General features: G+C 36.8%; 24 protein-coding genes, 1 tRNA gene and 2 pseudogenes. 9 read left to right on the forward strand and 18 right to left on the reverse strand.

Translation table 11 applies throughout. The features are described from left to right. Positions 1 to 161 precede the first annotated feature (161 nt). From DB41_RS06485 to DB41_RS06495, 3 genes are all read right to left on the reverse strand, one after another. Positions 162 to 2,246 (reverse strand): tetratricopeptide repeat protein, encoded by a 2,085-nt coding sequence (locus tag DB41_RS06485; RefSeq protein WP_039385613.1) that lies wholly within the window; start codon positions 2,244 to 2,246, stop codon positions 162 to 164. 1,285 nt (positions 2,247 to 3,531) lie between these two features. Next, a complete protein-coding gene (locus tag DB41_RS06490) occupies positions 3,532 to 5,058 on the reverse strand; it encodes an ankyrin repeat domain-containing protein (RefSeq protein ID WP_255350921.1) in 1,527 nt (508 codons plus the stop codon). Continuing rightward, positions 5,049 to 5,549 carry a hypothetical protein gene (locus DB41_RS06495; protein ID WP_039385693.1) on the reverse strand — a complete coding sequence of 167 codons (501 nt, stop codon included), beginning with the start codon at positions 5,547 to 5,549 and terminating at the stop codon, positions 5,049 to 5,051. Before DB41_RS06495 ends, DB41_RS06490 begins: the two co-directional genes overlap by 10 nt. Before the next feature lie 1,453 nt (positions 5,550 to 7,002). Between DB41_RS06495 and DB41_RS06505 the strand changes: the two genes are divergently transcribed. After that, positions 7,003 to 7,260 (forward strand): transposase, encoded by a 258-nt coding sequence (locus DB41_RS06505; RefSeq protein ID WP_039385696.1) that lies wholly within the window; start codon positions 7,003 to 7,005, stop codon positions 7,258 to 7,260. Positions 7,261 to 7,280: 20 nt separating this feature from the next. Here DB41_RS06505 and DB41_RS06510 read toward each other — a convergent pair whose 3' ends face one another. The 5 genes from DB41_RS06510 to DB41_RS06530 form a co-directional block, all read right to left on the reverse strand. Next, a complete protein-coding gene (locus tag DB41_RS06510; RefSeq protein WP_162180925.1) occupies positions 7,281 to 7,724 on the reverse strand; it encodes a hypothetical protein in 444 nt (147 codons plus the stop codon). Further along, positions 7,672 to 7,857, reverse strand: coding sequence for a transposase (locus tag DB41_RS06515; protein WP_162180926.1), 186 nt, complete (start codon positions 7,855 to 7,857; stop codon positions 7,672 to 7,674). Before DB41_RS06515 ends, DB41_RS06510 begins: the two co-directional genes overlap by 53 nt. 25 nt (positions 7,858 to 7,882) lie before the next feature. Then, the gene (locus tag DB41_RS10800; RefSeq protein WP_052243969.1) at positions 7,883 to 8,542 is read right to left on the reverse strand and encodes an IS5/IS1182 family transposase; all 660 of its coding nucleotides are present in this window, start codon (positions 8,540 to 8,542) and stop codon (positions 7,883 to 7,885) included. A 608-nt stretch (positions 8,543 to 9,150) separates the two neighbouring features. Beyond that, positions 9,151 to 9,441, reverse strand: coding sequence for a hypothetical protein (locus tag DB41_RS06525; RefSeq protein WP_039385701.1), 291 nt, complete (start codon positions 9,439 to 9,441; stop codon positions 9,151 to 9,153). A 162-nt stretch (positions 9,442 to 9,603) separates the two neighbouring features. Then, positions 9,604 to 10,983: an insulinase family protein gene (locus DB41_RS06530; RefSeq protein ID WP_039385703.1), complete on the reverse strand. Its 1,380-nt coding sequence runs from the start codon at positions 10,981 to 10,983 to the stop codon at positions 9,604 to 9,606. 160 nt (positions 10,984 to 11,143) lie between these two features. On the opposite strand from DB41_RS06530, the gene DB41_RS06535 reads away from it, so the two are divergent. Next, positions 11,144 to 11,225: transfer RNA gene (locus tag DB41_RS06535), tRNA-Leu, on the forward strand. A 369-nt stretch (positions 11,226 to 11,594) separates the two neighbouring features. Here DB41_RS06535 and DB41_RS11700 read toward each other — a convergent pair. The 6 genes and pseudogenes from DB41_RS11700 to DB41_RS10805 all read right to left on the reverse strand — a co-directional run bounded on the left by DB41_RS11700 (position 11,595) and on the right by DB41_RS10805 (position 14,776). Beyond that, positions 11,595 to 11,918, reverse strand: a complete 324-nt coding sequence (locus tag DB41_RS11700) for a hypothetical protein (protein ID WP_130589483.1) — start codon at positions 11,916 to 11,918, stop codon at positions 11,595 to 11,597. A 184-nt stretch (positions 11,919 to 12,102) separates the two neighbouring features. Next, positions 12,103 to 12,462 carry a helix-turn-helix domain-containing protein gene (locus tag DB41_RS06545; protein WP_052243970.1) on the reverse strand — a complete coding sequence of 120 codons (360 nt, stop codon included), beginning with the start codon at positions 12,460 to 12,462 and terminating at the stop codon, positions 12,103 to 12,105. 427 nt (positions 12,463 to 12,889) lie between these two features. Then, entirely contained in the window at positions 12,890 to 13,198 is a 309-nt protein-coding gene (locus DB41_RS06550) for a HigA family addiction module antitoxin (protein WP_039385706.1), read from the reverse strand. Between the two features lie 18 nt (positions 13,199 to 13,216). Beyond that, positions 13,217 to 13,523 (reverse strand): annotated as a pseudogene (locus DB41_RS12985) (type II toxin-antitoxin system RelE/ParE family toxin). A gap of 98 nt (positions 13,524 to 13,621) precedes the next feature. Further along, positions 13,622 to 13,749: pseudogene (locus DB41_RS12310) on the reverse strand (IS5/IS1182 family transposase); the annotation flags it as partial. Between the two features lie 316 nt (positions 13,750 to 14,065). Next, positions 14,066 to 14,776 carry a sel1 repeat family protein gene (locus tag DB41_RS10805; protein WP_052243971.1) on the reverse strand — a complete coding sequence of 237 codons (711 nt, stop codon included), beginning with the start codon at positions 14,774 to 14,776 and terminating at the stop codon, positions 14,066 to 14,068. Positions 14,777 to 14,817: 41 nt separating this feature from the next. Between DB41_RS10805 and DB41_RS06565 the strand changes: the two genes are divergently transcribed. Then, entirely contained in the window at positions 14,818 to 15,240 is a 423-nt protein-coding gene (locus DB41_RS06565; RefSeq protein WP_039385709.1) for a hypothetical protein, read from the forward strand. Beyond that, entirely contained in the window at positions 15,240 to 15,524 is a 285-nt protein-coding gene (locus tag DB41_RS06570) for a hypothetical protein (protein ID WP_039385711.1), read from the forward strand. The genes DB41_RS06565 and DB41_RS06570 overlap by 1 nt, the downstream gene beginning before the upstream one ends. 493 nt (positions 15,525 to 16,017) lie before the next feature. Here the strand turns inward: DB41_RS06570 and DB41_RS12315 are convergent, their stop codons facing one another. Together DB41_RS12315 and DB41_RS06580 are read right to left on the reverse strand one after the other, a co-directional pair. Beyond that, the gene (locus tag DB41_RS12315) at positions 16,018 to 16,458 is read right to left on the reverse strand and encodes an NAD(P)-binding protein (RefSeq protein ID WP_039385713.1); all 441 of its coding nucleotides are present in this window, start codon (positions 16,456 to 16,458) and stop codon (positions 16,018 to 16,020) included. A 5-nt stretch (positions 16,459 to 16,463) separates the two neighbouring features. Beyond that, the gene (locus tag DB41_RS06580) at positions 16,464 to 17,690 is read right to left on the reverse strand and encodes a cation:proton antiporter (RefSeq protein WP_238578450.1); all 1,227 of its coding nucleotides are present in this window, start codon (positions 17,688 to 17,690) and stop codon (positions 16,464 to 16,466) included. Positions 17,691 to 18,132: 442 nt separating this feature from the next. Between DB41_RS06580 and DB41_RS06585 the strand changes: the two genes are divergently transcribed. Further along, positions 18,133 to 18,663: a VUT family protein gene (locus DB41_RS06585; protein WP_039385714.1), complete on the forward strand. Its 531-nt coding sequence runs from the start codon at positions 18,133 to 18,135 to the stop codon at positions 18,661 to 18,663. A gap of 264 nt (positions 18,664 to 18,927) precedes the next feature. On the opposite strand, the gene DB41_RS06590 is transcribed toward DB41_RS06585, so the two are convergent. Beyond that, a complete protein-coding gene (locus DB41_RS06590) occupies positions 18,928 to 20,097 on the reverse strand; it encodes a branched-chain amino acid transport system II carrier protein (protein WP_039385716.1) in 1,170 nt (389 codons plus the stop codon). Positions 20,098 to 20,629: 532 nt separating this feature from the next. Here DB41_RS06590 and DB41_RS06600 point away from each other — a divergent pair. Further along, positions 20,630 to 21,040: an NUDIX hydrolase gene (locus DB41_RS06600; protein ID WP_238578451.1), complete on the forward strand. Its 411-nt coding sequence runs from the start codon at positions 20,630 to 20,632 to the stop codon at positions 21,038 to 21,040. A gap of 316 nt (positions 21,041 to 21,356) precedes the next feature. Here the strand turns inward: DB41_RS06600 and DB41_RS06605 are convergent, their stop codons facing one another. Further along, positions 21,357 to 21,953, reverse strand: a complete 597-nt coding sequence (locus tag DB41_RS06605; RefSeq protein ID WP_039385719.1) for a superoxide dismutase [Ni] — start codon at positions 21,951 to 21,953, stop codon at positions 21,357 to 21,359. 896 nt (positions 21,954 to 22,849) lie between these two features. Here DB41_RS06605 and DB41_RS06610 point away from each other — a divergent pair. The 3 genes from DB41_RS06610 to DB41_RS06620 are packed head-to-tail and all read left to right on the forward strand — an operon-like array spanning position 22,850 to position 25,560. Continuing rightward, positions 22,850 to 23,071: a hypothetical protein gene (locus DB41_RS06610; protein WP_238578452.1), complete on the forward strand. Its 222-nt coding sequence runs from the start codon at positions 22,850 to 22,852 to the stop codon at positions 23,069 to 23,071. Continuing rightward, entirely contained in the window at positions 23,068 to 24,309 is a 1,242-nt protein-coding gene (locus tag DB41_RS06615) for a hemolysin family protein (RefSeq protein ID WP_039385721.1), read from the forward strand. The genes DB41_RS06610 and DB41_RS06615 overlap by 4 nt, the downstream gene beginning before the upstream one ends. A 6-nt stretch (positions 24,310 to 24,315) precedes the next feature. Further along, positions 24,316 to 25,560 carry a CNNM domain-containing protein gene (locus tag DB41_RS06620; protein WP_039385723.1) on the forward strand — a complete coding sequence of 415 codons (1,245 nt, stop codon included), beginning with the start codon at positions 24,316 to 24,318 and terminating at the stop codon, positions 25,558 to 25,560. Positions 25,561 to 25,799: the final 239 nt, after the last annotated feature.

Below are 25,799 nucleotides of genomic sequence, written 5' to 3' on the forward strand. Positions count from 1 at the left end.
CCTTAAATGGGCCAATAGTTAAGCTAAGTATCCAAGCAAAGGAGAATATTTAGAAATTACTTAAGTAAAAATTTTAAATTAGGCAGTTCTTTGGCTAGCTAGCATCTTACCTTTATTCATCTTACAGCTTTTTTAGTTTCTTTATCTCCTCGTGAGGACCTTCAATCTTCTAGATGGTTTTGTTTAGAGGCAATGTGAGAGATAAATTGCCTAAAGGCAGGCGTGTCAATTAGGTTTTCTAACCATTCATCATTAAGCATATCCTCTAAGGCTGGCAGCGTTCCCGCCTGCTCGGCTCGCTCTAAATAATGCATAGCCGAAGGATAGTTCTGTAATAAAGAATGCATACAAGCTAAATTATAAAAAGTGTGGGCACAGCCTAGCGCCAACGCATGCATAAATTTTTGCTCGGCTTCCTGATAATAAGTTTTACTGCGCTCTGGGCGAATTTCTTCATGCACTAATTCTGCTATATTTAAAAAAGCTAATCCGCAATCATTCCAAGCCATTTCATCTTCGATATCTATATTCAAGACCACCCGAAAATGTTCAATAGCGCTGTGCAAAATATCTACATCTGAGGTCGCTTCCCCTAGATGAGATAAAGTTACGGCTAAATTATAGCGAGCATTCGTAAAATTGGGATCCATTTCTAAAGCTTTATTTAAAACAGTGATAGCTTTTTCATAATGAGAAACCTCTTCTGAAAAATCCCCTAAAAAATCAAGGGCACAGCCATAATTATAAAGCCATTCAGGTTCATAGTGTCGATGATAAAAAACTTCTTCCTGTAGATTAATCACCTTCTCAAATTTTTGGATGGCTGCTTCCAAATAATTTTTGTCATTTGTAAGCTCCGAAAGCTTCATTAAAGCTAAGCCCCAATCATTCCAAAACTGAAAAGAAGATTGTCCTCCTAAATCGCAAGCTTTTTGAAAGCAGTTAACAGCATTTTCCACTTGCTGAGAATCATTCCAATATTCACCAATATAAAAATACGAGGTGGCCAGGCCATACCATAATGCAGAATCTTGCTTCTGAAGAGTAAGCCCATGCTGGAATTTATCTACCGCTTGCACATAATAGCTTTCCTCACTAAAGTAGCGCCCGAGCTCATTTAAGCAAGCACCGTATAAGGCCCAAATGTGTGGATTTTTAGGAATTAATTTAAGGCTACGCGTAATCTTGTGCTCTGCTGAATGCAAAAGAGCAAGAGACTCAGTATGTATGCCGAAAATCATTTCAGCCTCACCTCCGAAAGCAAGAAGTAAGGGATGATCTGGGTCAATTTCGGCAGCTTTAGTAAATTTCTCAATGCAAGCAACATTATAAGTAGGGTTTTTTTGTAGCTTACAAGCATTTAAATAGAGTTTCCCCCAACGTAGCCATAAAAAAAAGTTAGCTTCCCGCCCCTTGGAAGCCTCCTCAAAAGCAGTTTGAGCAAGTTCAAAATGCTGCAAATCACCCTTAAGTTCGTAGAGCTTCTCATAGCAAAGAGCAAGCTTAAGCCATCGATCGGAGCTTTCAGGCTCTTCACAAACAGCTAAATGATAGTACTCCACAGCCTCTTCGCAATATTTATGCTGTTTGATAAGCTCGCTGAGTTCCACTAATGCTTCTGCCATATCTTGCCAAAAATCTGCACATTGGTGGCCTAATTGCTGGGCTTGTCGATATCTTTGGATAGCTTGATGAAAATCTATAGGCTCTTCAGAAGAAAGGCCCATAAGGTAGCAACTTAATCCCCATTTCCAAAAAAAATGTGATTTAACTTCTACCGGCTGATTTTCTAACAGAGCATACCCTGCCTGAAACTTATACTGGGCTTTTTGAAAATAATAAGGATTTTGATGAAATAAGCCGCTTAAGATTAAAGTTTCCGCCCCCATTAAGTAGGCTTCGAAAAAGTTAGCATCCCTAGCAATAGCTTGGGCAAAAGCTTCTATGGCAGCAGCAAGACAGCGAGCATTTTCTTTTTGAGAAGCAAAAACCTTTCCTTTAAGGAAATAAATAATAGCATGAGAAGGGGTCAGGCTTTCAGCCAAGGCAAAACTCTCGTGGAAATTTACACTTCCTCTTTTAAGTTCTAACTCACCTTTTTTAATGAATAATTTAGCTAAAAGAATTTTTTCCTCATTCCCTAAAGAATGGAGGTTATAGGAAGCGGTGAAGCTATCTAATAAATCGAAAGCTTCTTTTTCTATAATTTCTTGCAGCTTTTTAGAAATTGAAATGTCATTATCCATAAACGACCATCTTATTATTCATAAAATGTTATACTTTTTTAAGATAATTTACAATATTTACCTAGATGAGCCTTCTTTAGGCTCATCTTATTGATATACAAGATCCTTTATTATGTCTACCTCAACTTTTTTGTATACAGCCCTCGCTGCTTATCGTCCCTTCAAAAAGTTGTTAGCCTTATCAATAAATTTAGCTTATTATCAAGCACATAAAACTAAAAGAACTGTTAAATAATCGTTAAAAAATCATTATAATTTTCAATTGTTCGCCTTTATTCATACAGAGATTTTTACTAGGCTCTTGTGTCACCCATAATACAGCTTATTTTACCTCTAAAAACAGCTCATCAAGGTGAAAACAAAAAAAGTTTCACTACTTACTCATTCTCGCTGCCTAGCCGTCAATAGGCTCATGAGAAATATATTACTTACCCAAAGATTAATCGGCCTATCTTAGAGATAATGCTTTTTATTATTTAAAGCTAGTCCTATTACCAAGACTGTTAGAACAAGCACGCTAGACCTTGATATCCCTTTAATAATAAGTCCTAAAGAATGAAGATTTAAAATATTAAACTAGCACTTTAAAATATTCTTTAAGAACCTTACGATGGCTCATCCTGTGGAATAGTTAAAGTAAATATTTGCCCTATTGTCATGAGCTAAAAAAAATCTACTCCCATTAAAACTAAGCTTGCCCTAGCATTTTAGAGGTTATCTTTATCTATTAAAAGCTTACGGCAGCTGTTATATTCTATATTCGTCAAGCCTCGGCTGGTTAGCGGCTAAGCCTATAATTGAGTACTTGCTAAGTTTGTTTCCTACAAATTCCTTAACAATGTTTACCCCATCCATGCTTTTGCTCTTCCCTTTATAATCAAATAAGCATCAAGTACTTTGCCTGGCGAAGCCTTTTTATTCCACAAAAGTGAGGGCAGTTAATCCAATATCAAAACATTTTGGATTATTTTCCAGGCTGTAAAGCCAAGGCCTTTTACCTAAAAATTCTTTATAATTCGCCCACACCTATCCGTAGCAAAAGCATTAAGGTCTAAGAATTATCCCAAGCCGCTCACCTTCTTCGCTTGACAAATCCACATCCACCTCCGACTTGTAAGCTAAGTCTCTACTCCCACCATAAAGTGGGCTTATAGGGAAATGGATTATTTAAAGGAATTTTTTCTCTTATATTCAGAAGTAGGGTTAGACTGTTTGCCCGTTTCAATCTGCAATCGTAATTAAAGCTATCCATTTGTTGTGATTAGGGCAAACAGAATTCTATCGCTTAGAGCACACTAAATACAGTACCAGCAATTTGTGCTGCACCACTTATTATTGATGCCGTGTCGCTCAAGTTACCGTGGCTGTCAGTGGCTTGTGTTGTCGTGGTCGACCCCTCCTGGGGGAGGTAAGCAGATGGACGTGGCGCTTGCAATGCTTTCCATTGAGCGATGGCATATTTTATACTTTGCTTGACTTCACTGAGTTCAAACCCACTGCTAAATAATAAATCTAATTCTTTCTTAATCTCCTCAGCAAGCTTATTTCTAGAATTAGTTTTTTCATAGTCATCCCCCACTAACGAAGCAAAAAAGTCACTAGAACCTAACTGATCAATAATAATGGTAAAAATTTCCTTACGTTCTTGGCTTGATATATTTTTGCCCGTCGTTATAAGCATTCTAACTGATCTACTTGCTACTTGAGTAGCACATTCTTTAGTTGCTTCATTATAGGCTTTACGTACAAAAGCGGGGCGATTATGGCTCGTGTGAACCGGTTGAGGATTTGAACTTAAATAAGCAACGCAAGCTGAAACCTTACATGACTTAGCTACTCCTAATGCTGTAACACCTTCACGATTAACATGATTGAGGTTTGCGCCTGCTTCAACTAATCTATGCACAATTTTCATATCAACATTTCCTCGACCTCGACATGCAAAAATAAGCGCAGTGTCAGAATTTACCTCATTTGCTATATTAATGTCAGCACCTGCGTCTATCAATAAATCTACAATATTAGCATTCCTCTCAGTCTTATGTAAAAAGCAAGCTTCCATTAAGGGAGTCGAGCCTCCTTCATTCAAAGCCACAAGATTTACATCAGCTCCATATTCAAGTAGAAGCCTAACAATTGATTCCTGCCTCAATATACAAGCCTTATGCAGGATTGAGTAGCCTTCTTCATCATATGTATCAAGATCTTTTGTTATGGGAATAAGATAATGAACGGCTGCAAAATTAGAATGTTTGTAAGCAAACATTAGAGGAGTCTTGTTAGCGTTATCTTTCTGATTGGGGTCAGCACCAGCGTTAACTAAATACTCGATAATCTTTAGGCTCTGATTACCATTAACGCAGCAGGCGTAATGAAGTGCAGCTCGACCTGTTTTATCCAAAACATGTACATCTATTCCCTGCTGGATTAGAAGGTTTACAACTTCCACATTACCTTTTTCGGAGGCAGTATGCAAGCATGTTTGGTTATCGTCGGTAGTTTGATGAAGATTAGCCCCTGCACTTATAAGGCTGTGAATGATGTCAAAATGAATTTGTGCTTCATTACAGGCATGATAAAGGGGGGATTGATTAGATTGATCTACTGTATTTACATTCGCTCCTTGCTCTATCAAATAGTTAACAAGGCTAAGATCGCCCACGCTGCAGGCTGCAGTTAAGGGAGTATGGCTTCCGCTAAAATCTAATTCAGACCCTGCTGCAATTAAAATTTTTATTATTTCTAGATTAGTTTTTTTGCTAGCGCAGGCTAAGACTAGAGCGGTATTATTTTTTTCATCTACTACATCAATGGAATAACGATTCTTTTTTTAATTTCAATTTCAATAATTTTCTTTAGCTGCTTTACATTTCCCTTTTTGACTGCTTTATGGATAGCCCTTGCTTTCCCTCCCCCCAAGCCCCTTGCATAAGATTCCAATTTGTAATCCCCGCTACTTAATTGATGAAGTTTGAAAAAATGATTTTCTACATACGATTTAGCCCCGTTTGTTGCCATTAAAGAAGGTATATTACTAAAATAGGAGGAAAGTTCTACTTGCTCGCCTTCTGATTTTATAAGAAAAATTTTTCTTTCGGCAAAAATTTGAATTTTAGAAATCCTATTTTTCTCCTCAATGCCTGTCTGACATAAGTGCTTGGGGCCAAACTCGACTAAGAGTGGATTCTCGTATGGTCTTCTATCTTGCCTTTTTTCGACAAAAGACATGCGATTCTTGCATGCTTCAAGTTGATCTTTTTCATAAAAAAAGTTATTTAAAAAATGGTTTACTATAGGCTCCATAAGGTTTACTCCCCGGCTAAATTTTTTATTAATTTTTGCCTAGAAAATATGATAGGCAAACTTTATTATTTACAAAATAGCACTAATTAAATTGATATAATTTTTATACAAGCCTTATTTTTTCGCAAGCAAATTGCAAATGTTTGGAACTGAGTGGGTAGCAGGGCATTTTAATTAAAATTTTTTTACAGATCACCATAACTATTATTGACAAAAACCTTAGGGTCCAAGAATCATCCCGAACAGCCTGTCTTCTTCGCTTGGCAGTTCCACGTATACCTCCCAAAGTCTATTCTAATCAGGGTGCTTGCTAATCTTCTGAGAATGACTAGATTTTCAGCTGCATGATCTGTGGCTGGCAAGCTACTATCTTCTTTAAAATTCACATCACTATTTCCATGCAAATAATTTTTTACGGTCCCATAGCTCTTAGCATTCTTTCCTGCCTCTTTTGACGTAAGCACAATATTTACAGATATAATAGCTTTTGCTTCCGTTGTTTTTCCTTAAATTGTTAGAGTAGAGGTCACTTCTATTAGGAAGCTATAGGTCCTTCCAATCTTTTTTGCAACCTAACCATGCAAAGTCATTGGTAGCTACATTCCACGTTCTTTTATTCTCCCATGCCTTTTCTCGCCATTGAATACTGCTTTGCACTCCGCTTCTTTATAGCCGATTGTTCTTGCTTGCTCAAAAAAACTTTCAGCTTTTAGACAGTAACTTTTCTTGATTACCTTATAAAGCAATTTACCGCAGCCCTCCCTACCCCTCTCATAGTGATCGTAACATTAATATCCATAACCTCAAGCAATTCAGGGATCGCCATTATCTCATTTGATTTTTCGTCTGCTTTTATCAGCCTCAGCAATAAACTACGCCGACTATTCTAAGCAGAAACTAAGGATATTTTTTTGCTTCTTGCAGATCCTTTAAGATGTTTACCATCAATGGCAATCCAGTTTGCTTTTTTCCATCTTCTGGTAAGGATAGCATCCATTTTACAAAATACTTCTCGATATGGTATGGATCTAATAGCTTGGTTCTTTATCTATCCCTCACAAACGCTTAAACATTTTTTATTTAATCTCTGCATAGGCTTGGATCCCAACTAGCATGTTGGCTCCTGCAAGGATTGCACACAAAGTCGTGATTAAGGGGTTGCCAAGAGAATATGTCGGATTGTCGTTTGCATAAAGATTGTTAATCTCTCTAAAACCTTGGTGAATCGTTTCAATAAAGTTTTGGTTGTCAGCAAGTTACTCCACACTCCTATGAGTTCTTTAGCCTCTTTGATTTACATGGGCACACGCGTGATAAATAAGCTTTGTTCTCTTTTAAAGACTTGTAAGGTAGCTGGCGTATAAAGAGCACTATCTCCTACTATATAATACTACTTCGTTAAGTGCCTTTCTGATATTAATGTAAGTAAGTTTTGTTAATTAAGGAGGGGACAATGGATCTTGATCAATTAAATTCCATTCGCGAACAACTTAATGAATGGATCAACGTTTTTAAAGTCTACTTAGGAAGATCAGAAAGAGTCTACTGGTGCAGATTATACATTTCAGGACTAATATTAGATGGAGAAAGAAAATCTATCGAACCCATGGCAAAAAGACTTCCTTATTGCATCCATTTTAGAAAGAAAAATTGTGAACTATTTGTTAGTGCTGATCTAAAAAAGCAAAAATTCAAGAAATTTTGTTGCTGAAGATGAAAATTGATTAAAAATTAAGAGTTTTGGAGCAGGGGGTAGCCTTCAAGATAGGGTTTTAATGCAATTAAAAGAGAAAATGAACTTTTGTAGCCTGAATAAAGACGCTTGGGAAAATTTTGAGCGACTAGCCAATTGTAAATTAAACGCATATTATGACCAATTCCACATAAAATGGGTTTAAAACAATCTCCCAATCGGCTTTTAAGATAATTGCGTCCAAGTTTGCCATCATTTTTCATGTGGCCGATATGAGGTTCTATCGCTTGGCGTCTTTTGATTTGAGTTTTGATCCAATAATTTAAGCCTTTTCTTTGCCCAGAAATAAATATGGTTTTGCCTTCTACCGTATGACCTCGATAACCTTTATCTACAAAAGCTATTTCGATGTTCTTGCCGCTATTATGCTTAAGCTTTCTTAATGGCTTCTTCAAGCATGTGCCCATCGTACGGATTGCCATGGATGACTCTGCTATCTAACGCTACCCCTTCTTGATGAGCAATCACTAGCGAAGCTTTGCAGCCAAATTCATATTTTTTCTCAACTTTACCTTTAGCAATACATTCCACATGGGGCTCATGCAGGCTATACACCTTAGGTGAATCGTTTCTTTTTTGGTTAAAAATACATGTGATAGTTTCTAAAAAAAGAGCTTTCTGGCTCAAAGGCTTGCTCTTCTGTCTTTCTTTCAAAATCGCGTATTAACCTTCCTAAATAGCCATTCAGCCTTTTTTCTTCTCTTTTAGCTCTTTTCATTTGGCTAGCATATGCATAGCCAGCACGCATGCACAAAGCTGTTTTAGCTAGCTTCTCGTAAGTTTGTCGCAGAGTGATTTGGTAATTATCAGCCATTTTTACAAGTGCCTGAATAGACTTAAAGTAAAGCTTGGCATCGGTAGGAAAAGCGATAGCTTTAGGCATCATTGTTGTATCGGCAATGACTTTTTTTAAGGCTTTTTTTTTCACTGTGCCTGTCAAAACAGCTGCTGCTATCGTTCCTTGTAAAATCTTGCTAAATCTAGCTTCTCCTAACCTAGACCTCCATTTAATTAAAAAAGTAGGGTGGATAGGCAGTTCATGCTGGAAATGATGATATCCACAAAAACATTGCCGATAAGGATTTTCTACCCATCGATACACCACATTTTCATCCGAAAGTCCATACATGTGTTGCAAGATAAAAAGCTCTACAACTAGCCTTACAGGCTTAGCTGGTTGGCCTACATTTTCTACAAATAGCTTATCAAACTCTTCTTCCAGCTGCTTCCATTCAATCAACTTGGATAGCTGGACAAGAGGATGATTCTAGTTAATTCCATTGCTAAAGCGGGATTTAAAAAGGCGGCCTTGTTGGTTATTTGGCTTGTTTGGTTTCATAGTAAACTTTGCAAGAAATTAGGGGGTTTGGTAATGATTTACTTGTAAAAAAAATATAGCATTTTTTGAGAAAAACGCTCCTAAAATCTTGTCTCAGGGAGAAAATGCTTTAAATTATGTCGAACTAAATATAGTCAAAATCATTAGCTTAAAACTCAATTTTATGAAATTATTTCCTTTAGACCTCTTCACACATTATAGAGGTAGGAGCATGTCGCGCGAAAGTGAAGTAGAGGTAGAGAGTTTTTACGTGGGAGAAGATAATTATTTCTTACCCCTCAACGCTAAGAACTACTCAAAAATTATCAAAAGAAGGGGGTTCAAAAGCTTTCACGTTAATATTTTTAGGATTAACTTTTATTCCCCAAACAAGCAATTATTTAATTGGATAGAAATTGTTTTATTAGCAACCTCTTATTTTTTAACTTTCCTCTTAAAAATTCTCAAGAAGGTCTATCCTTTTAAGTAAGCAAAAAGAAGGGAAAAGAAACTCTTGACTAAACATTTTATCAAGTTGTTCTTATCTTTTCGATGACGTTTGTTACATACTCCTTAGAAGGCGGCTCTAATCCTTCGGCTGTGTAGTAAGCAAAAGCTGCTACTCCTGCAACAATAAATACCATAGGAGCCCAAGTAATAGTAAAAAAGGCTGTTATTATACCCGCTATAAGTGCCACAGAAGCTATCCTGGCTATCAATATTTCTCGAATCTCTGAAGTGTTATTAAAACGAAAATTGTTAAGACAGTCTCCATTGATTAGCCGAGTACTATAAAACTGAATTTGATCGATTAATTCCATATATCCTCTTTTATTAAATAATAATTTAAAAATCAAGTATAAAAAATGTTATAAATAGTAGCAATATTTATTATTAATTTATTAGAACATTCACTCAGGATATAAATCCTTTGTTAAGTTCTCTAATTTATCAAAATTAAAGCAAAAGGAACAAGAAAAATACTAGTCTTCTAAATATAAAGGGGTGTATTCATCCATTAATAAAGAATGACAAAGAGTAAAATGAATTTCTTTAGGATCTATCACTTGAGGCATTTGAAATCTTCCTACAATTTTTTTAGAATCCCATTTCCATAGATAATGATTAGACAAAAGAATAATCCAATAATCGTGACTACATTCCCATAGCTTTGCCCTTTTTTGCTTAAGCTGAGAGGCAGCTGTAACTTCATCTAAAGAAAAGCCTTCTCTACATATAGTTTTTATCTGCTGTAGAGCTAAGTCTAAAGTAGAATTAATCTGTTTATCATCCACATGAAATTGAACGGTTATCCACGGATATTCTAAAGAAGGATATAAGGGCAGCTCATACCTTACATCCATTCCCCTACTTTCCGAAGAATAGGTTTTTATATGATTTCTTAAGCGAGTTTCTATCATCTGGCAAGCAAGCTCCAAATGTTCTAAGCGGGTAGGATCCAAACAGAGATGAAGAGGCAAAGACAAATAAACTAAACTTTCTTGGCTATGAGGAAGATGGTGAATTTTAGTCATCCTAACTTTAGGAGCTTTCTTATAATGAGGAAGGATAAATTTCTGGTCTACCTTTTGGACATTCAAAGCAGAAAAACTGTCACTACAAAGTTTTTTTATTTTTTCGGGATTAACTTTACCTACAATAATGCAAACAAAGTCTGCAGGATTAGAAAAAGCTGCACGAAAAAACCTTTCAGACTGACTCACCCTAGCTTTTTTAAGATCTGTAAAATTTAAAGGGTTTAAAGCATGCTGCTCGTGCACCGCAATAACCTTTAAAAGCCTATCGCTATCTACTTCTCTGCCTCTTCGCGTCAATTCATCCTTTTTACTTTTTAACACCTGATTGAAAGCTTCAGGAGTACATCTGGACTGTTGAAAAATCTTCTTAACTAACGTAAAAAATATTTCCAGACTTTCAGGGGGGAAAGAAGCGTCAATGGATCTAACGAAAGGTTCTATTTTAATATTCAATTCTATGGATTGATCATATAAGAGCGCCGCTAACTTGTCAGGGCACCATTCCCCTATTCCGGATTCCATAGCTACGCTTGCTGCCAATTCAGCTGAAGCACGATCTTCAGGTTCCACAGATCCATAACCCCCTAGGGCCACCAAACGCACAGAGATTTCATTTTCCTCATCATTTGTTTGCTTCAATATGACTTTCATACCATTCTTCAAGCGCCATTCACTTATAGGAAGAGTAGAAGCTTCCTTTCCATCAAAAACTACTTCTTGGACAAAATTCTCGGGATCGAAGGATAAAGATTTAGCGTTTTCTAAGCCCTTAAGAGAAAAGAAAGGCAAGATGTAGAGAAAAAAAAGATAAATTTTACCAGGCATAAACGGTTGTTTTTAAAAAATTAAATATTATTCCGGAGTATAACAAGGGATTGTTAAGAAATATTAAAGAAACTTCTTCTCCTTTTGCTGATTTTAAGTAATACACATTGACAAGAAGGGTGGAAATTGCTTAACCTAGCCGCATATTTGTAATATTTGAGCCCAAGTGGTGAAATTGGTAGACACGCCAGATTTAGGTTCTGGTGCCGTAAGGTGTGTAGGTTCGAGTCCTATCTTGGGCACATTGCCGGAGAAATTTTCAGAAATGACAATGTCTCCGGTTTTTTCATTTTGTAGCTCGTTGTTTTTCTGCAAGATAAGAGATAGGGTTAGGTTCATTCCCTCGGCTCGATAATTTCCCTATTGAAAAACTAATTTTCCACCTACATAAAAACAAGCATTTTCCGTTTCACATCCCAAGGCACCATTTGGAAGTAGGCATCCATATGTGTCAAAAGATTAATGCCATATACCTGCTCTATATTTCAAAGGCTGTATCATTAAACCTTTAGTGCTTCCCTATCAAGCTTTAATTTCTCCATTTGACTCCGACTATGAAGTTTGAGACGGTTATAAGAGTCAGCTTCCAGCTCGCCTGTTATAAATCCTTGTTAATCAAATTTAGGTACGCTAGCTTCATGGTTAGTTAGCTGGCTCTTGAATTTGCTGAGCTGCAGCTCTCTATCACCTTCTTTAGCTTTAAAGGTAGCTTCCATCATGACTAAATATAGCTCTACATCTTCTGGATTAGGACAAAGGCCTTTCAAATAAATATCGAGCTTATCATTAATCTCTAAGGCACTCACTTCCCTTCTACATCCTCTGGGATAGTGGATAACAAACCTATTTGCTGTCATAGCCGGAAGACTGACTTTCGGTGAAGTTTCGACCGCAATCCGAGACCTTAAGATGACAGTATATTGGATATATCTCACAATTTTCTCTCGATTTCGCCCACAAAGACTCTCATTCGAGGGTAAGCATTAAGTTACATGTGATACATGGCTCAGAAAAGAGCTTATCTAGGAAAAGCTTCAGCATAGGTCCGAGAAACCCGTGCAATATCCTCAGAATTCATATCTCTAATTTGTAAATCATCTAGGGTTTAAGCCATTCCTCTTATTTTCCTAAGGCAGCAATAGGTTTATTCGAATGGGATTCACTCATCCAAGTGTGACCGCGTGATGCGGATTTGGCAGGACTAATCATAATGCTAACATCTTGGCCTAATTCGTTGAGGAAGCGGATAAGTCGTTCAAGTGAAAAGCTACGCAATCTTCCGCGAATTAAAGCAGAGATTTTTGGTTGGGCTATTCCTAAAATTTCGGCAGCTCGCTTTTGTTTGAGTTTTTTCTTTTTAATAAGTTTAGCAATCTGACGAGCAAGCTCAGCTTTAGCTAAAGCTTCCTCAGGATTTTCAATGCCTAGATCAGCAAATACATTCCCTGAACTTTCTTCGTACTTAATCACTTTTTTCATAACTGTCTTCCTTTCTCTTTCAATTCCTTATATAGAAATTCTGCATCTTTTAAGCGACGTTGGGCTGGCTTCTCAATCTTTTTTTAAGCTGTTGCTTTCTATCTTTTTTAGATTTAAAAGTAGTCTTTCATGGCTTGTAAACAAGAGAGAACTCTTTTTCTCAGCTTATCCTCATTCTCTTTCTTCCATCCATTATCTTCAAACTGTTCGTTAAGAAAACAAACGAATGCTTTGCTGTCGGTTTCCTGAAATTTTTTAATTAAATACATTTACAGGCCTACTAATCTGTTGGCTCATAGGCATTGGCAATAAGAGCCTAGCGTGTACTTCTTACACCCATGACCCTAAGAAGTCATCCTTGCATTAAAGAGAAGAGAGCTTTAAATCGCTGACGGTTATTCGATTGAATATCAAAGGAGCATTAAAATTAAAAACCTGCGGCTTTTAGTGCAGGTATTCGAGGAATCGGCTGATGGTTTTGCCTTGCAAACCAAAGGTCATATCCATTTTGAAGATTAAGCCAAAATTCAGGCGAGGTCCCTAAGGCATCCGCAAAATCTAGAGCTATTGCCTCCGTTACGCCTCGTTTTTTGCTGATGATTTCACTAATTTTAGGTTGAGTCCAAGTCCCTCCCAGGTAACTAGCAAATTGCGCTTGCGAAATTTTAAAAGGTTTAAGAAATTCTTCTAGCAATACCTCTCCAGGATGTATGGGTGATCTATTTTTTGGAAGCATGATTTCCTCTTTTCTTGCCTAATGATAATCCATAATTTCAACTAGCTCTGGCCCTCGGATACCCCAAGAAAATACAATTCGATATTGATCATTAATACGAATGCTGTATTTACCTTTAAAGCTTCCTTTTAAAGCCTCCTTTTAAAGCCTCCAGCCTATTTGCTGGCGGCACTTTAAGGTCACTTAAATTAATGGAGGCATTTAACATATCTAACTTTCTACAAGCAATTGGGTATAATGAGGGATCTAATCTTTTCCTTGCACGCTTCGAGTTTATCCCGTGAAAAATGTCTGCGGTGGCGTCGTCAGCAAATGATTGAATCAAGCTTTTTATCTCATTTTTATTCCATTATATCAAATATCGATATAATGTAGTATAAAAAAATCTAGTTACCTTAAAACAGAGCAGGCCTCTTGCGAAGCCTACATATTTAATTCCAAGTTATAGATTTTGCGATTAAGCTGAAGCGAAGTGTAAATCTTTTACGTCTATTTCTGAAGCGATCTGCTAGGATTTTAAATTGTTTGAAAAGCTCGATCACATTCTCATCACAGGAAAGCGTTTTTAAGCGGACTTTAAGTTCCTGAGTTGTTGCCAGCAGCTCTTAAATTGGACTTATCCGTAACTCTATCTGCTTCTCAAGAAGCTGAACATACGTTTAAACTTCTTGAAGAAGTGGGTGTAAAAACACCCTCTCTAATTGTAAGTAATTTTTTTTAATTTTAAGGTATTATCCAACCTAGAAAAATTCTTACGTAGAGGAAAGAACCGGAAGAATTACCTTTTCCATAACTATTCCTTCTGCGTCAAACATATATAAGCTCTCTTACTTAGCTTTAATCTTCGCTAAAGTATGATTTTTTAAGCTAAACTTCTTTTTCAAAGCAAGCAAGCTTTTGACTTGCCAATTGCTTTACAACTGGATCAGAAGAATGAAATGCTGCCTGGCTATACCAATAGCGAGCTGATTCTCCATTTTTTTCTATTCCTTCTCCATTTTCATAGCAGTAAGCCAACATCAATACCGCTTTTGCATGGTTCGCTAGATTTATAGCTCGTCTGTAATATTCTAAAGCGTATTTCATATTTACTTCTACACCGCTTCCCTGATAATAACAATTTCCTAACTGAAATAAACATTCTGCCCTAGCACTTTCTTCTAAAAGAGAATCATTAGCAAATAAATAATTCCAATAAAGAGGAGATTCTAAATCTTTTTTGGTAAACAAAGGCTGAAGCTCTTGTTTATTGGGATTGAGAAAATAATAATAAATATCCTTAATTTTTGCTTGTGTAGATGGACTATATATTCCATCAACTTCTTGAATGAAGCGGGTAAATTGGCACCCATCATAAAATGTAGTCTGATTGTTTTCATCTACCACTGCTGCTAAAATGTAATCTAAATTTTTTTTGGCATTTTCGTCCGCAAGTTCTACAAAACGTTTACTTCTGCACCACTCAATTTTTTCAAGGAGTCTAGAAAGTTCAAAACTAATCTTTGTGTTTTTTACTTCTTGCCCCTTAACTAAGGGAGGATTATAATTACCACTTATAATTGAATCATTTATAAACATAATCAACCTTATCATTTATTTTATTTAGTATAATATTTTATTTGGAAAATATATATCTAGCCCGATACCACCTCCAGGTCCTAGCTCTAATACTTCATATCTTCAAAAAAACTCAAGAAAAGAAAAGAAAAAGAGAAGCTCCAGCCCCTTCGAGCGAAGAATCAAGCCATGCTTCCCTTTCCCCACATGCTTCTCATGCAGAAAAAATACAAGCTGTAAGGTTGGAAGAAATCAATCGTGCAAAGAAAATCAGACACACCCTTTCCCAAAAGTTACAAAATCAGCAAAACGAAGAATCTGCTGCCGTCTTTTCTACTTTACCCTTACCTCCTCCTCCACAACCTCACTATTACTCTCAAGGTATATTACCCCTCCCTTCCTATCCACCACCTCTTTTTCCTCCTTGGCATACACAGATGCATCCTTCGCAACCGTCTAATATTTATCCCCAACGGAGGACATAGTGGATGAAGTGATTAACGAAATCGATGCTGAAGAAGAAGTAGAAGGAAGAACACTGGCTCTCGATTTACTAAGCCAGGTGGCAGAAGGAGCACTAGCCCCTTTTGAAGCAACCATCCATTTAAAAGATCATATTTTAAAGATTTTTGAAAGAATAAAAAACGGCGTGATAGAGGCGATGGGTGGGATCCAAAAAAGCAACAAACCAACGCCATTCAGATTGTTAAAGATTTTCTGGAACGAGGGTACGCTGAATCCTTATAAACCTGACTTAAAGCGCAATTAAAGAACTGGCATTGCTATCATTAACCATACCTTCAAAAAATCTAGGCGTTTGCTTTTCTATGTTATGCACTTTTGAGCAGCTCTTTATGCAAGCCTATGCTTAATAAAACTGTGTTTTTAAGGAGAGAGCCAACTTAAAGGGTTAATTCACTTTTTAGCTATACAAATAAAGTTTCTTCAAGAGGTATTATAAGCTTCATTAACAGTCTTGGGATAGTCAAAGGGAGATGTTTGCTTTGAGGGTGCTCGTATCAAGCCCAAGCTTGTTTGCATCCCTATCATGACAGAGTAATAAGCTGCTCCCCAGAAATATAGCAATCTTAACTAAGGTCCATCCTTAAAATCTTCCGTTAGCAAGAAAAAGTGCTATAAATCAGCTCACCCTACTTTAACATCTTCTGCGTGATTCAAAATTAACTCGTAGTTTTACTTACTTAATTTTGTTAAACACATTCCCCTTCAATTTTTTTATCGTTCAAATGCTATAAGGAAACTTAAGCTAATTGAGTACGAAGAAGAGAAACCATCTTTTCGGCAGCAGCTTCCTCATCCCACACCATGGGTACTTCTGCAAATTTAAGAAATTGATGATCTACTTTATAATGGGAGCGTGCAATGATTTTAATATAGGGGTTAATATGATAGGCCACCTGAATAATCGATTGAGTTATATGCAAATCGGGCGTAGTGACTACCATTAGCTGAAGGTTAGTAAGATCAGCTTTTTCCAGGATCTGAAACTGGGTGGCATCGCCGAATATCGCTTCAATCCCCTTCTCTTTCATGGCAGCCACAGTATCGATATTCCGATCTATCACGAGAGGATGAAAGTTGCTTTCCTTAAGATAATGGGTGACGGCCCGGCCGACAGGACCATAACCGATGACTAAAGCTCGGGGTAGAAAAGATTGTTGAAGATCCACATTTTTATACAACGCTTCTAAGGATTGATCAGCCTCCTTATTTTCAGGAAAAAGTTTTTTTGTTTTTTGGAAGCTAAAGGTCTAAATAGCTGAAATAAAAGAGGATTTAACATAATGCTTATAAAGGCGCAGGCTACTAAAATATCATAGGCGTTGTCTGACAATATCTTCAGCTGGTTTCCCTCTTCGGCTAAGATAAAGGAATATTCACCTATTTGGCTGATGGCCACTGCTACTGAAATCGCTATACTTTGCGGATACTTGGCTAACTTAATGATTAAAAATGCCATCATCGGTCTTAAAGCCAGAATGATAAAAAGCAAGCCGAAAAAAAGAGGCAAATTATTTTTAACTACCGTAGGATTAAAGAGCATTCCTACGGATAGAAAGAAAATAACGGCAAAAGCATCGCGCATAGGTAAGGCATTAGCAGCAGCTTGATGGCTCACTTCTGTTTTTCCTACGACAGTTCCGGCAATAAAAGCGCCCAATGCTAAAGACACTCCGAATAGATAAGCACTACCAATAGCAATAAAAAAGACGCAAGACAAAATTGCTAAAGTAAACAATTCATGCGAGCGGGTCCGAGCGACAACAGTTAAAACTTCTTTAACCAGCTTTTCTCCTACATAATAAATGATGACCCCTAAGGCGATGATTTTTAAAATTAAAGTTCCTAGTGAGTACATAAATTCTACACCAGAATTTTCGCCACCTAAATTAGAATGCACCAAAGTAGGCAATAAAATAAGTCCTAAGACGGAAATGATATCTTCTACGATCGTCCATCCTAATACTGTGTGACCTTGAGGAGTTTGAAGCAAATTTTGATCCACTAAGCCCCTTACAATAACTACTGTACTAGAGACACAAATAGCCAAGCCAATCACAAATCCAGCTTGCATGGTTTGACCCAGATAAACGCTTAAAAATATGCCAGCTCCAATAGAGAGAACGGAAAGAATGAGGGCACCGGGCAATACAATCTTCTTTACAGCTGCCAAATCATTCCACTTAAAATTAAGGCCTACGGCGAACATCAGCAGAGTTACCCCGATGTTAGCTAATTGTTCTGATAAACGCGGATCGGCGACAAAACCGGGAAAGTTAGGTCCAATCAAATATCCAGCAATTACATACCCTAGAATGGGTGATAATTTCATGCGATGCGCAGAATATCCCAAAAGGCACGCTAGCCCAAAGCCTATAGCTAAAATCCAGATAATCTTTAACTCTTCTGACATATCTTCCCCAATTTCTTTAAGATTGAAAACCCTTAAGAACAAAATAAGTTCCAAATTTTTCTAGTAAGCAAGCAAAAAAACAGTAAAATTATTTATTCGCATACGTGAGAATAAAGGTCAATCATAAAAAAAGAATGGCTATAAAGCCTATCCATGAGCTCTAAGAAAAATTTCAAAATAATAACCAGTAAAAATTTTCTGAAAACCAGGATAGAGCTTCTTTGTTCGGCGGCGTCTTTTCCTATTCACTGGCTCAATTGAGCAACTTTGAGAATTGGTTTATAGTAATCAAGCAAAACTTGCTTAAGGTTATAAATTAAATTTAAACATACAGAGATTCTATCAAGAGAAAAAAGAAATATTTATTAGCAAAGAAAACACACAAATGGTAGGCATATAATTCTCATTTTATGTAAGATAACGCTTTTAATCAGAGGGTTGTATGTTCAGTATTCAATTCGCTTACCTTGCCATGATTGCTATCGTTACCAGCTGCAATTTTTTGGTTCAATTTCCTATTAATGATTGGCTTACATGGGGATCTTTTACTTATCCACTATCATTTTTGGTCACTGAAGTTAATAATTGCTTGCATGGCCCTAGAGTTGCTAAACGCGTCGTCTATGTAGGCTTTATGCTGGCATTTTTATTATCTATTTGGTTGTCTACACCTAAGATAGCTTGTGCTTCAGGGCTAGCTTTTTTGATCTCTCAGCTATTAGATATCAGCATTTTTGCTTCTATGCGAAAAAGGACATGGTGGTTTGCCCCTTTATTTGCTTCAATAGGAGCATCTTTTGTAGATACTTGCATCTTTTGGAGTCTAGCGTTTTGGGGAGAGCCTGTTCCGCTGATGAATTGGGCTCTTAGTGACTTAAGTATTAAAATACTTTTTGATTTTGTATTATTAATTCCTTTTCGCCTAGCTATCCAGAAAGCCACTAATCCCCTCCGAGAGTCTCTTCAAGCTTAAAATAAGAAGTGATTTATGGTAGGGGCGCAATAGTAGCGCGGATAGAAAAAACACGGCAGTTTTCCTTTGCCTTTCTTAAAAACATATCTGCTTCTATCTAGGAAAATCCAAACTAGCTTTCTTACAAAATCAGCATAGAAATGCTTGAAGAAAGACTATTTATTTAATGGCTTCCAAAAAACTTAATGTCTTTTTCTAAAGGTGATCAAACGTTCTTTTCCAAAAAGTTTTTAGAATGCAGAGGATGAGGCAAACCCTACCCTATTAAATAAAATAATTCATAGTAGACAAAGCAAAAGTAATGAAAATAGGTGCTTTTCGTGTTCTAATCTCGTATAGCTTATTGATGATATTTGAAATGCTTAACACGATTAGGCTAGGACATAAGATATTAAGCAAAGGGGCAAGCATGCTTGCAATCCCACTAAAGCCTAAATTAGCAATTCCTAATGAGATACCTAATGTAATGCCCAAAGGTAATAAAGGACCTTTGTCGACAGGCAAAAGGTCATTCTGGATGTAATCGGCGCAGATACTTACCAGCGGAATTGCTGTGGTCAAACAAGCCATGGCTACGGCTAAACATGCCACAAAAGCACCTTGGGGGCCTAATAAATGCATCGCAATAGCTGACAAGCGCTCCTCAGGTAAATGATTGGCAGGCAATACATGAGTATAAAAGGAAGCCACTGAGGTCAGGCCAATATACATTGCAGAGAGTAGGCCTGCAGCTAAAAGGCTTGCTTTAAGCATTTTATTAAAAATCTCATGTCGTTTCTCCCCGCTGCTAGCCTCTTCTTGATCAGTCATAAAATGGCTTAAAACTAAAGGAGCAAAGATGAAAGCTGCAATTAAATCTAAAGTATTATAACCCACGTGTAAACCCTGATTAAATGCTTCTACGGGTGCCCAGGTAACTAGATGGGCTTCAGGTGGATTAATAAAACCTACAACAAGAATACATCCTAGACAAAGTAATAGAAGAGGAGTCAAAACTAATCCCAAAAAATTAATCACTTTATTTTTTCTTAGAGTAAAGCCCAAAACCAGTAGAGAGGATAAAATGCTAAAGGTAAAAAGAGTCACATTTCCAGGCATATAAGGCTTTAAAGTAGCAAAGGAAAGCGTAATTAAGCGCGGAATAGAGCCAATGGGGCCCAAAATTGCCTGTATGATAAATACTAGAATAAGCCCTGGCCATTTACCTGTTTGGCCAAAAAATTGTCGATAGTCACCTCGAAACATCATCATGGCTATCAAGCCTAATAAAGGTAGGCTTACACCTGTTACTAGCAAGCCCAGCATAGCAAAAAAGTTTTTATCGCCAGCGTTTCCTCCTAAGATTAAGGGCCAAATGAGATCCCCGGCACCGAAAAACATGGAAAATAATGCTAACCCTGCTGCCATTACACTGGATGACTTTTTAAGAGACATGTTTTTCTCCATTCAAATAATAAGCAAAGCTATAAATAATACAATTAAACTCTTCAAAAAGGCAATAAACTTTTTCAAAAGGCGCGTGCGCTAAAAGCCTTAGAGATTCAAAAGGATAAGATGAACTAAAAAAGAAAAAAATCGATGAGTTAAAGAGGAAAATAGTGAACAACACTCCCTTCCTTGTTTTTTTCTTCAAGCAGTCCTTTAAGAGCTTTAGAAAAAATGCCTAAAAAAACTTTAGCTAATTAATTATCTGTTCAATATCAGGCCTCAAAGAGAGGCTTAGCAGACTAATTATATAGAAAACGCTATTCTATGTCAATTAACAATAATGGCAGCAAAATATAAAGAATAAGCTAGTTATACCTGTTAAAAATACTTCATTTGCTTCTTATGATTCTATGCTTTACACTATTCGTTTAACTGCCTCTGGGACCTCTATTTATATGAGAAAAAATGCCGCAATAGGTGTGATTTTTAATTCCAATAAATCTCAAGTTTTGCTAGTCAAACGTCAAGATATTCCTCTTTGGGTCCTACCTGGTGGGGCGTCGAGGATAATGAAAACTCTTGCCAAGCTGTTATTAGAGAAGTGCTAGAAGAAACGGGTCTCACCGTAAAAGTCCTAAGGAAAGTAGCCGAATATACTCCTATCAATAAACTTTCGCGCTTTACTGAAATTTATGAATGTTCCCCTTTAAAGGGAGAACTACAAAAAGGCGCCGAAACAAGAGAGATTGATTTTTTCCCCCTTCAACAACTTCCTAGCCACTTTTTTTTCTTACATAAAGAATGGCTTCAAGATGCACTTAGAAACGAGTCTCACGTTATTTATCGATCATTAAATCATGTAACCTATATAAATCTAATAAAATATTTTTTTAAGCATCCCACATGGGTTTTACGCTTTTTAATGACTTTGATGAAAAACAAGGAATAAGCTGCCTAAAATCTGCTTTCAAGCCAAACCATCATTTGCGTACCTTTTAAATAATCCTCCTCAATAAAAACTCACGAGAAAAAAATTTAAGCAGAACCCGGAAGAGCAAATAAAAAGCGCCCCCCTTATCTTTCTTATCCTTTAGGAAAAGGTGTGGCACTTTCCTAAAGGATAAGAAACTTGAAAAGGGCAGAAAAGCAGATTTAAATTTTTCTAGGGCTGGAAGTTTAGAACATTCATATTCATTATTTCCAGACTCATCCACTCTCTTTAATATCTGCCTAGACCAAGCTTTTAAAAAAATAAGCTCTTATCTTTAATGGGTATGCTCATGCTCAGCTGAAGAATGCTCATGCTGCTTATCCGAAGGAGGATTTCCCGCAGAGGAATGCTTATCATTTAGTTCCCGCTGATCTTTAAGTTGAAAATCTCTCTCTCGTTTTCTGCGCTTAATGAGATCAATCTGGCATTCATAATTAATCACGTGAAACATCTGTTTAAAATTTTCCCACTCGTCAGCAAAGGCTTCTATCATCTTTATATTTACGTTCTGCTTAATGGCCGTAAGCTCAAATAGCATTTTATGAGCACTTATTAAACGTTTAGGAGTGTCAGCTTCAGCCGGCTTTATCTTTTGCTGAAGAAAGTATTCCGTAATAAGATTGGCAATTTCATCTGAAGCTGAATCTTTAAGTTTTACCCATCGGATGAAGTTATTGCGTTCAAAGGGAGTAGAAAACTTACTATTATTAAGCTCGGTGATCCCTTTATACATAGTTTCGATGTATTGATCGATTTGGTTGAACACCAGCTCATCATGATAGATTCCACAAGGCATTTGACAGTGGGCCATTAAAGATCCTGTATGGCAGAGTAAGACTATTATCCCCTGGACCAGAATAGTTTTTTTCATCGATTCTCCTTTTTTTAATCATCCCTTAAGTGTTGTTGTTTTAAACGAAAACTTAAGAAAAATTTATGGGTTTTAGCAAAGTAATAAGCAGGATAGGCTTTTATCTCATCTAAAAATATTTGACAAGAGCTTGCTTACTTTAATAATTTAGAAAATGCTAGAAAAACATAGCATTTGCTTTGTTAACGATAAAAAAATTATAAAGCTTAAAGGGCATGTCTAAAGCCTAATTTCTGTAATAAATAAAGAAAATAGAAAGAGATAAAAAAACCTTATCAATAGACAAAAAAGCTGGCTGCAGGGCGGCAGTAAAAGCCTATCCTGCTTCCACTTAAATAGCGATTTATTCAGTTAAATCTTCTTTAAGATTTACCACTTTTATTTTTAGGCATTTTTTCTTAGAAATGAAAGCTAGGCTCTCCTCTATAGAAAAAAATTAAAGGGCCTTTAAAAAAGTTTTAGTAAATATATTTGCTACTTAGAATGAGTTATAAAAGCTCTGCGATTAGGTAAAAAATGGCCTAAGGGTTGAATTTTAATCTGAAAGAGTTAGGCTTAGCTTAAGCCAAATAGATTCTAAAAAACAAAGAAGACTTTCATCTAAAATTTTGCCCTTGAAAAATCCAATAAGAAGATCATTCTTTCGCTTTTTCTTATCAAATAAGAAACAGGTGTTAGTCCATCAATCTAGATATTTTTCATGCTCCCTCAGATTGATAAGCTTCCAGATGGTTAACTTGTGTTAAAACGCTGGATAGAAAAACAGTAAAAGAATATAAATTTGATGTATGCAGCTCTTTCTTCTTAAAATTAATCGATACGTAGAACAGTTTTTTTTTCAAGCTTGGTGGGTCATTCTGTTTGGCCTTTTTATCTATATGCTATTGGAACAGGGTATGAAAGTACGAGATAAAGAGTATGCTACCCTTCAAGAGCATTACCAAGAGCTAGAAAAACAAAAGAAAGAAGCGTATGCTTTGCAAGAAAAGCTTTTAATTGAAATTAATAGCCAAAGCGATCCGGCGTGGGTCGAGCAAGTTCTTATGAAAGGTTTAGGTCTTGTGCCCGAGGGACAAATTAAAGTCTTTTTTGATAAATCGATGGCAAGCAAGCCATGATAAGTAGTTTAATTTTAATTGTAGTTATCTTATTGCTCACACTTGCTTCTGGTTGGTGCTCTGCTTCTGAAGCAGCGCTTTTTTCTCTTTCTTCTACAAGAATTAAAAGCTTTAAAAACAGTGAAGATTCACGCGAACGCTTGATCTCTAGACTGCTTGCGCAGCCACGTGAATTGCTAATTACCGTTTTTCTTCTTAATACGATCGTCAATATTCTCCTGCAAAACGTTATCTCAAATGCTTTTACAAACGCAGGTGGGTGGCTAATGGCCGTAGGCTTACCTTTTGTACTTTTATTAGTTTTTGGCGAGATTGTGCCCAAATACCTGGGGATACAAAACAATGTTAAACTTTCTAAGCATACCGCACCCGCTTTAGCTTCTCTACAACGCCTGCTATACCCGATCAAAACATTTATCATCTACATTCTCTCTCCCATTTCGCGTGTATTTTTTTTCTTTCTAAAAAAAGATGCCGTTATATCGCGCGAAGAACTTCATCACGTGCTAAAAAAATCTGAAGAAGCTGGGATTCTTAACCATGAGGAACGAGAATTAATTGGAGGATATTTAAATCTTCAGGATACGAATGTAAGAGAAATCATGCGTCCGCGCCAAGAAATCCTATTTTATAATAAAGAAGATCCTTTAACAAAATTAATTCATCTTTTCGTGGATAAGCAATGCACTCGTCTCCCCGTCTGTGAAAACGGCATTGAAAATGTTTTGGGGATCATTGATGCTAAACAATATTTTCTCCATCGGCAAGCCATCCATACCTCCCAAGATTTAAAAAATTTCTTATGGCGCCCCTATTATATTCCAGAGACCACTCCTTCGCGTACCTTATTAAGGCGATTCGAGGAAAGTGGCCAAGAAATAGCTCTGGTGGTAGATGAATATGGCTCTATTTCTGGCTTAGTTACCTATGAAGATATCGTCGAAGTAGTCGTAGGGAAAATTAAAGATTTACGCGATCAAAAAGTTATTTTTACCCAAGCAGGAAAAGACGAGATTATTGCAAGTGGGAAAATGGAATTGGATGAATTTAATAACTATTTTGAAACGGATTTGAAAAGTGAAAGTATGGTTACCTTAGGGGGATGGTTAACGGAACAACTGGGAGATATCCCTAAAAGTGGCACTAAATTTGAAAACAACACCTTTCTCTTTCAAGTTTTATCGGCTGATCCAAATAGGATAAGAAGAATATACGTTCGAAGGCTTAAAAGCAGGTAGCATTAAATGAATCTTTCGGCAGGCTGGTGGCTATTTTTTAATATTTTTTCTATTTTCGTTTTAGCTTTTTTCTCTATGGCAGAAATGGCTTGTGTCTCTTTTAATAAGATAAGACTGCAATATTACTATAGCAAAGGTCATACACGAGCAATTTGGCTTAACGATCTTCTTCATAACCCTTCGCGATTATTTGGGACTACCTTAATTATCGTTAATTTAGCCATGGTGATTGGATCGGAATGTGCTCGAGTTTTTCATCAAAGTATAGGCCTTGATCCTGATCTTGCCCCTTTATCGCAGGTTATCCTAGTCGTAATTTTCGGCGAGTTAGCTCCTATCTTGGCGGCTAGGCGCTATCCTGAGCATATTGCCATGATGGGAGTACCAATTGTTTATTTTACTGCCAAATTGATGACCCCCATTTTATGGGTGATTAGCGGACTTTCAAAATTAGCCAATTATTTAATTGGAGGACGAGAATCTAATGCCAACTTCTATCTTAGTCAAAAAGAGCTTCAGAAGCTTTTAGAAGAGCAAGATGACATTAAACTCCACAGCTCTGAAAACAAGGAATTTGAAACGATTACTGCCAATATCTTTAAGATGAATAATAAGGAAGCACGCCAGCTCATGATCCCTATTGGCCAAATTCCTACCATAGGTGCTACTGCTACGATCTTAGATGCTAAACGTTTAATGGCTAAGACAAAAGAGCGTTTCTTAACCGTTCACCTCGGGGAAATGCATCATATTATAGGAATAGCTTTCCCGCGGCTATTGATTCGCGCTGCCGATAATAAACGGCTGCGTGACTATTGCCTTCCTCCTTGGTTTATCACCCAAAATACTAACATCATGCAAATCCTCAAACAATTTAAAAGCAATAATCAAAGTGTAGCCGTTGTCTTAGATGTCAATGGACAAGCCTCCGGCATCCTTAGCCTTGATTGCATTATGCAAGCCATCTTCGGCCCTCACCATCACCCTATCCACAAGCAAGACGCTTTACCTAATCAATTAATCATTGACAGAACCCTGCCAGGTGATATGACGATTGAAGAGTTTTATAAACAATTTGATGTAAAGCTAGCTGATGAGAAAAAATTAAAACTATCTGAACTAGTCCTTTCGAAGCTAGGGCACATGCCTGAGGAGGGAGAATCGATTTATATCGAGCCCTTCGTTATTACAGTCAACGAAGCGACTTTACTAGAAATCAAAAGCGTGATGATTACCACTCTTCAAATCTGAAAACTAGAAAAAGCATAAAAATTTTCCTCTCTTGAAATTAAATGTATTATTTTATCAATTTTCTTTCACCTCTTTAGGCTAGTTTCTTAAGATGTTAACTTTCCAATCTCTTTTATAGCTTCTATAATATGCTAAAAGGCTTAAAAGGAAATATTATTGACGGTTATAGGCTATCCATCTGAAAACTTAGCTCAAAGGCTAGGGAAGATAGATTCTCGTTTATTTACCAAAACAAATTA

Source organism: Neochlamydia sp. TUME1 (assembly GCF_000813645.1).
Lineage (GTDB): Bacteria > Chlamydiota > Chlamydiia > Chlamydiales > Parachlamydiaceae > Neochlamydia.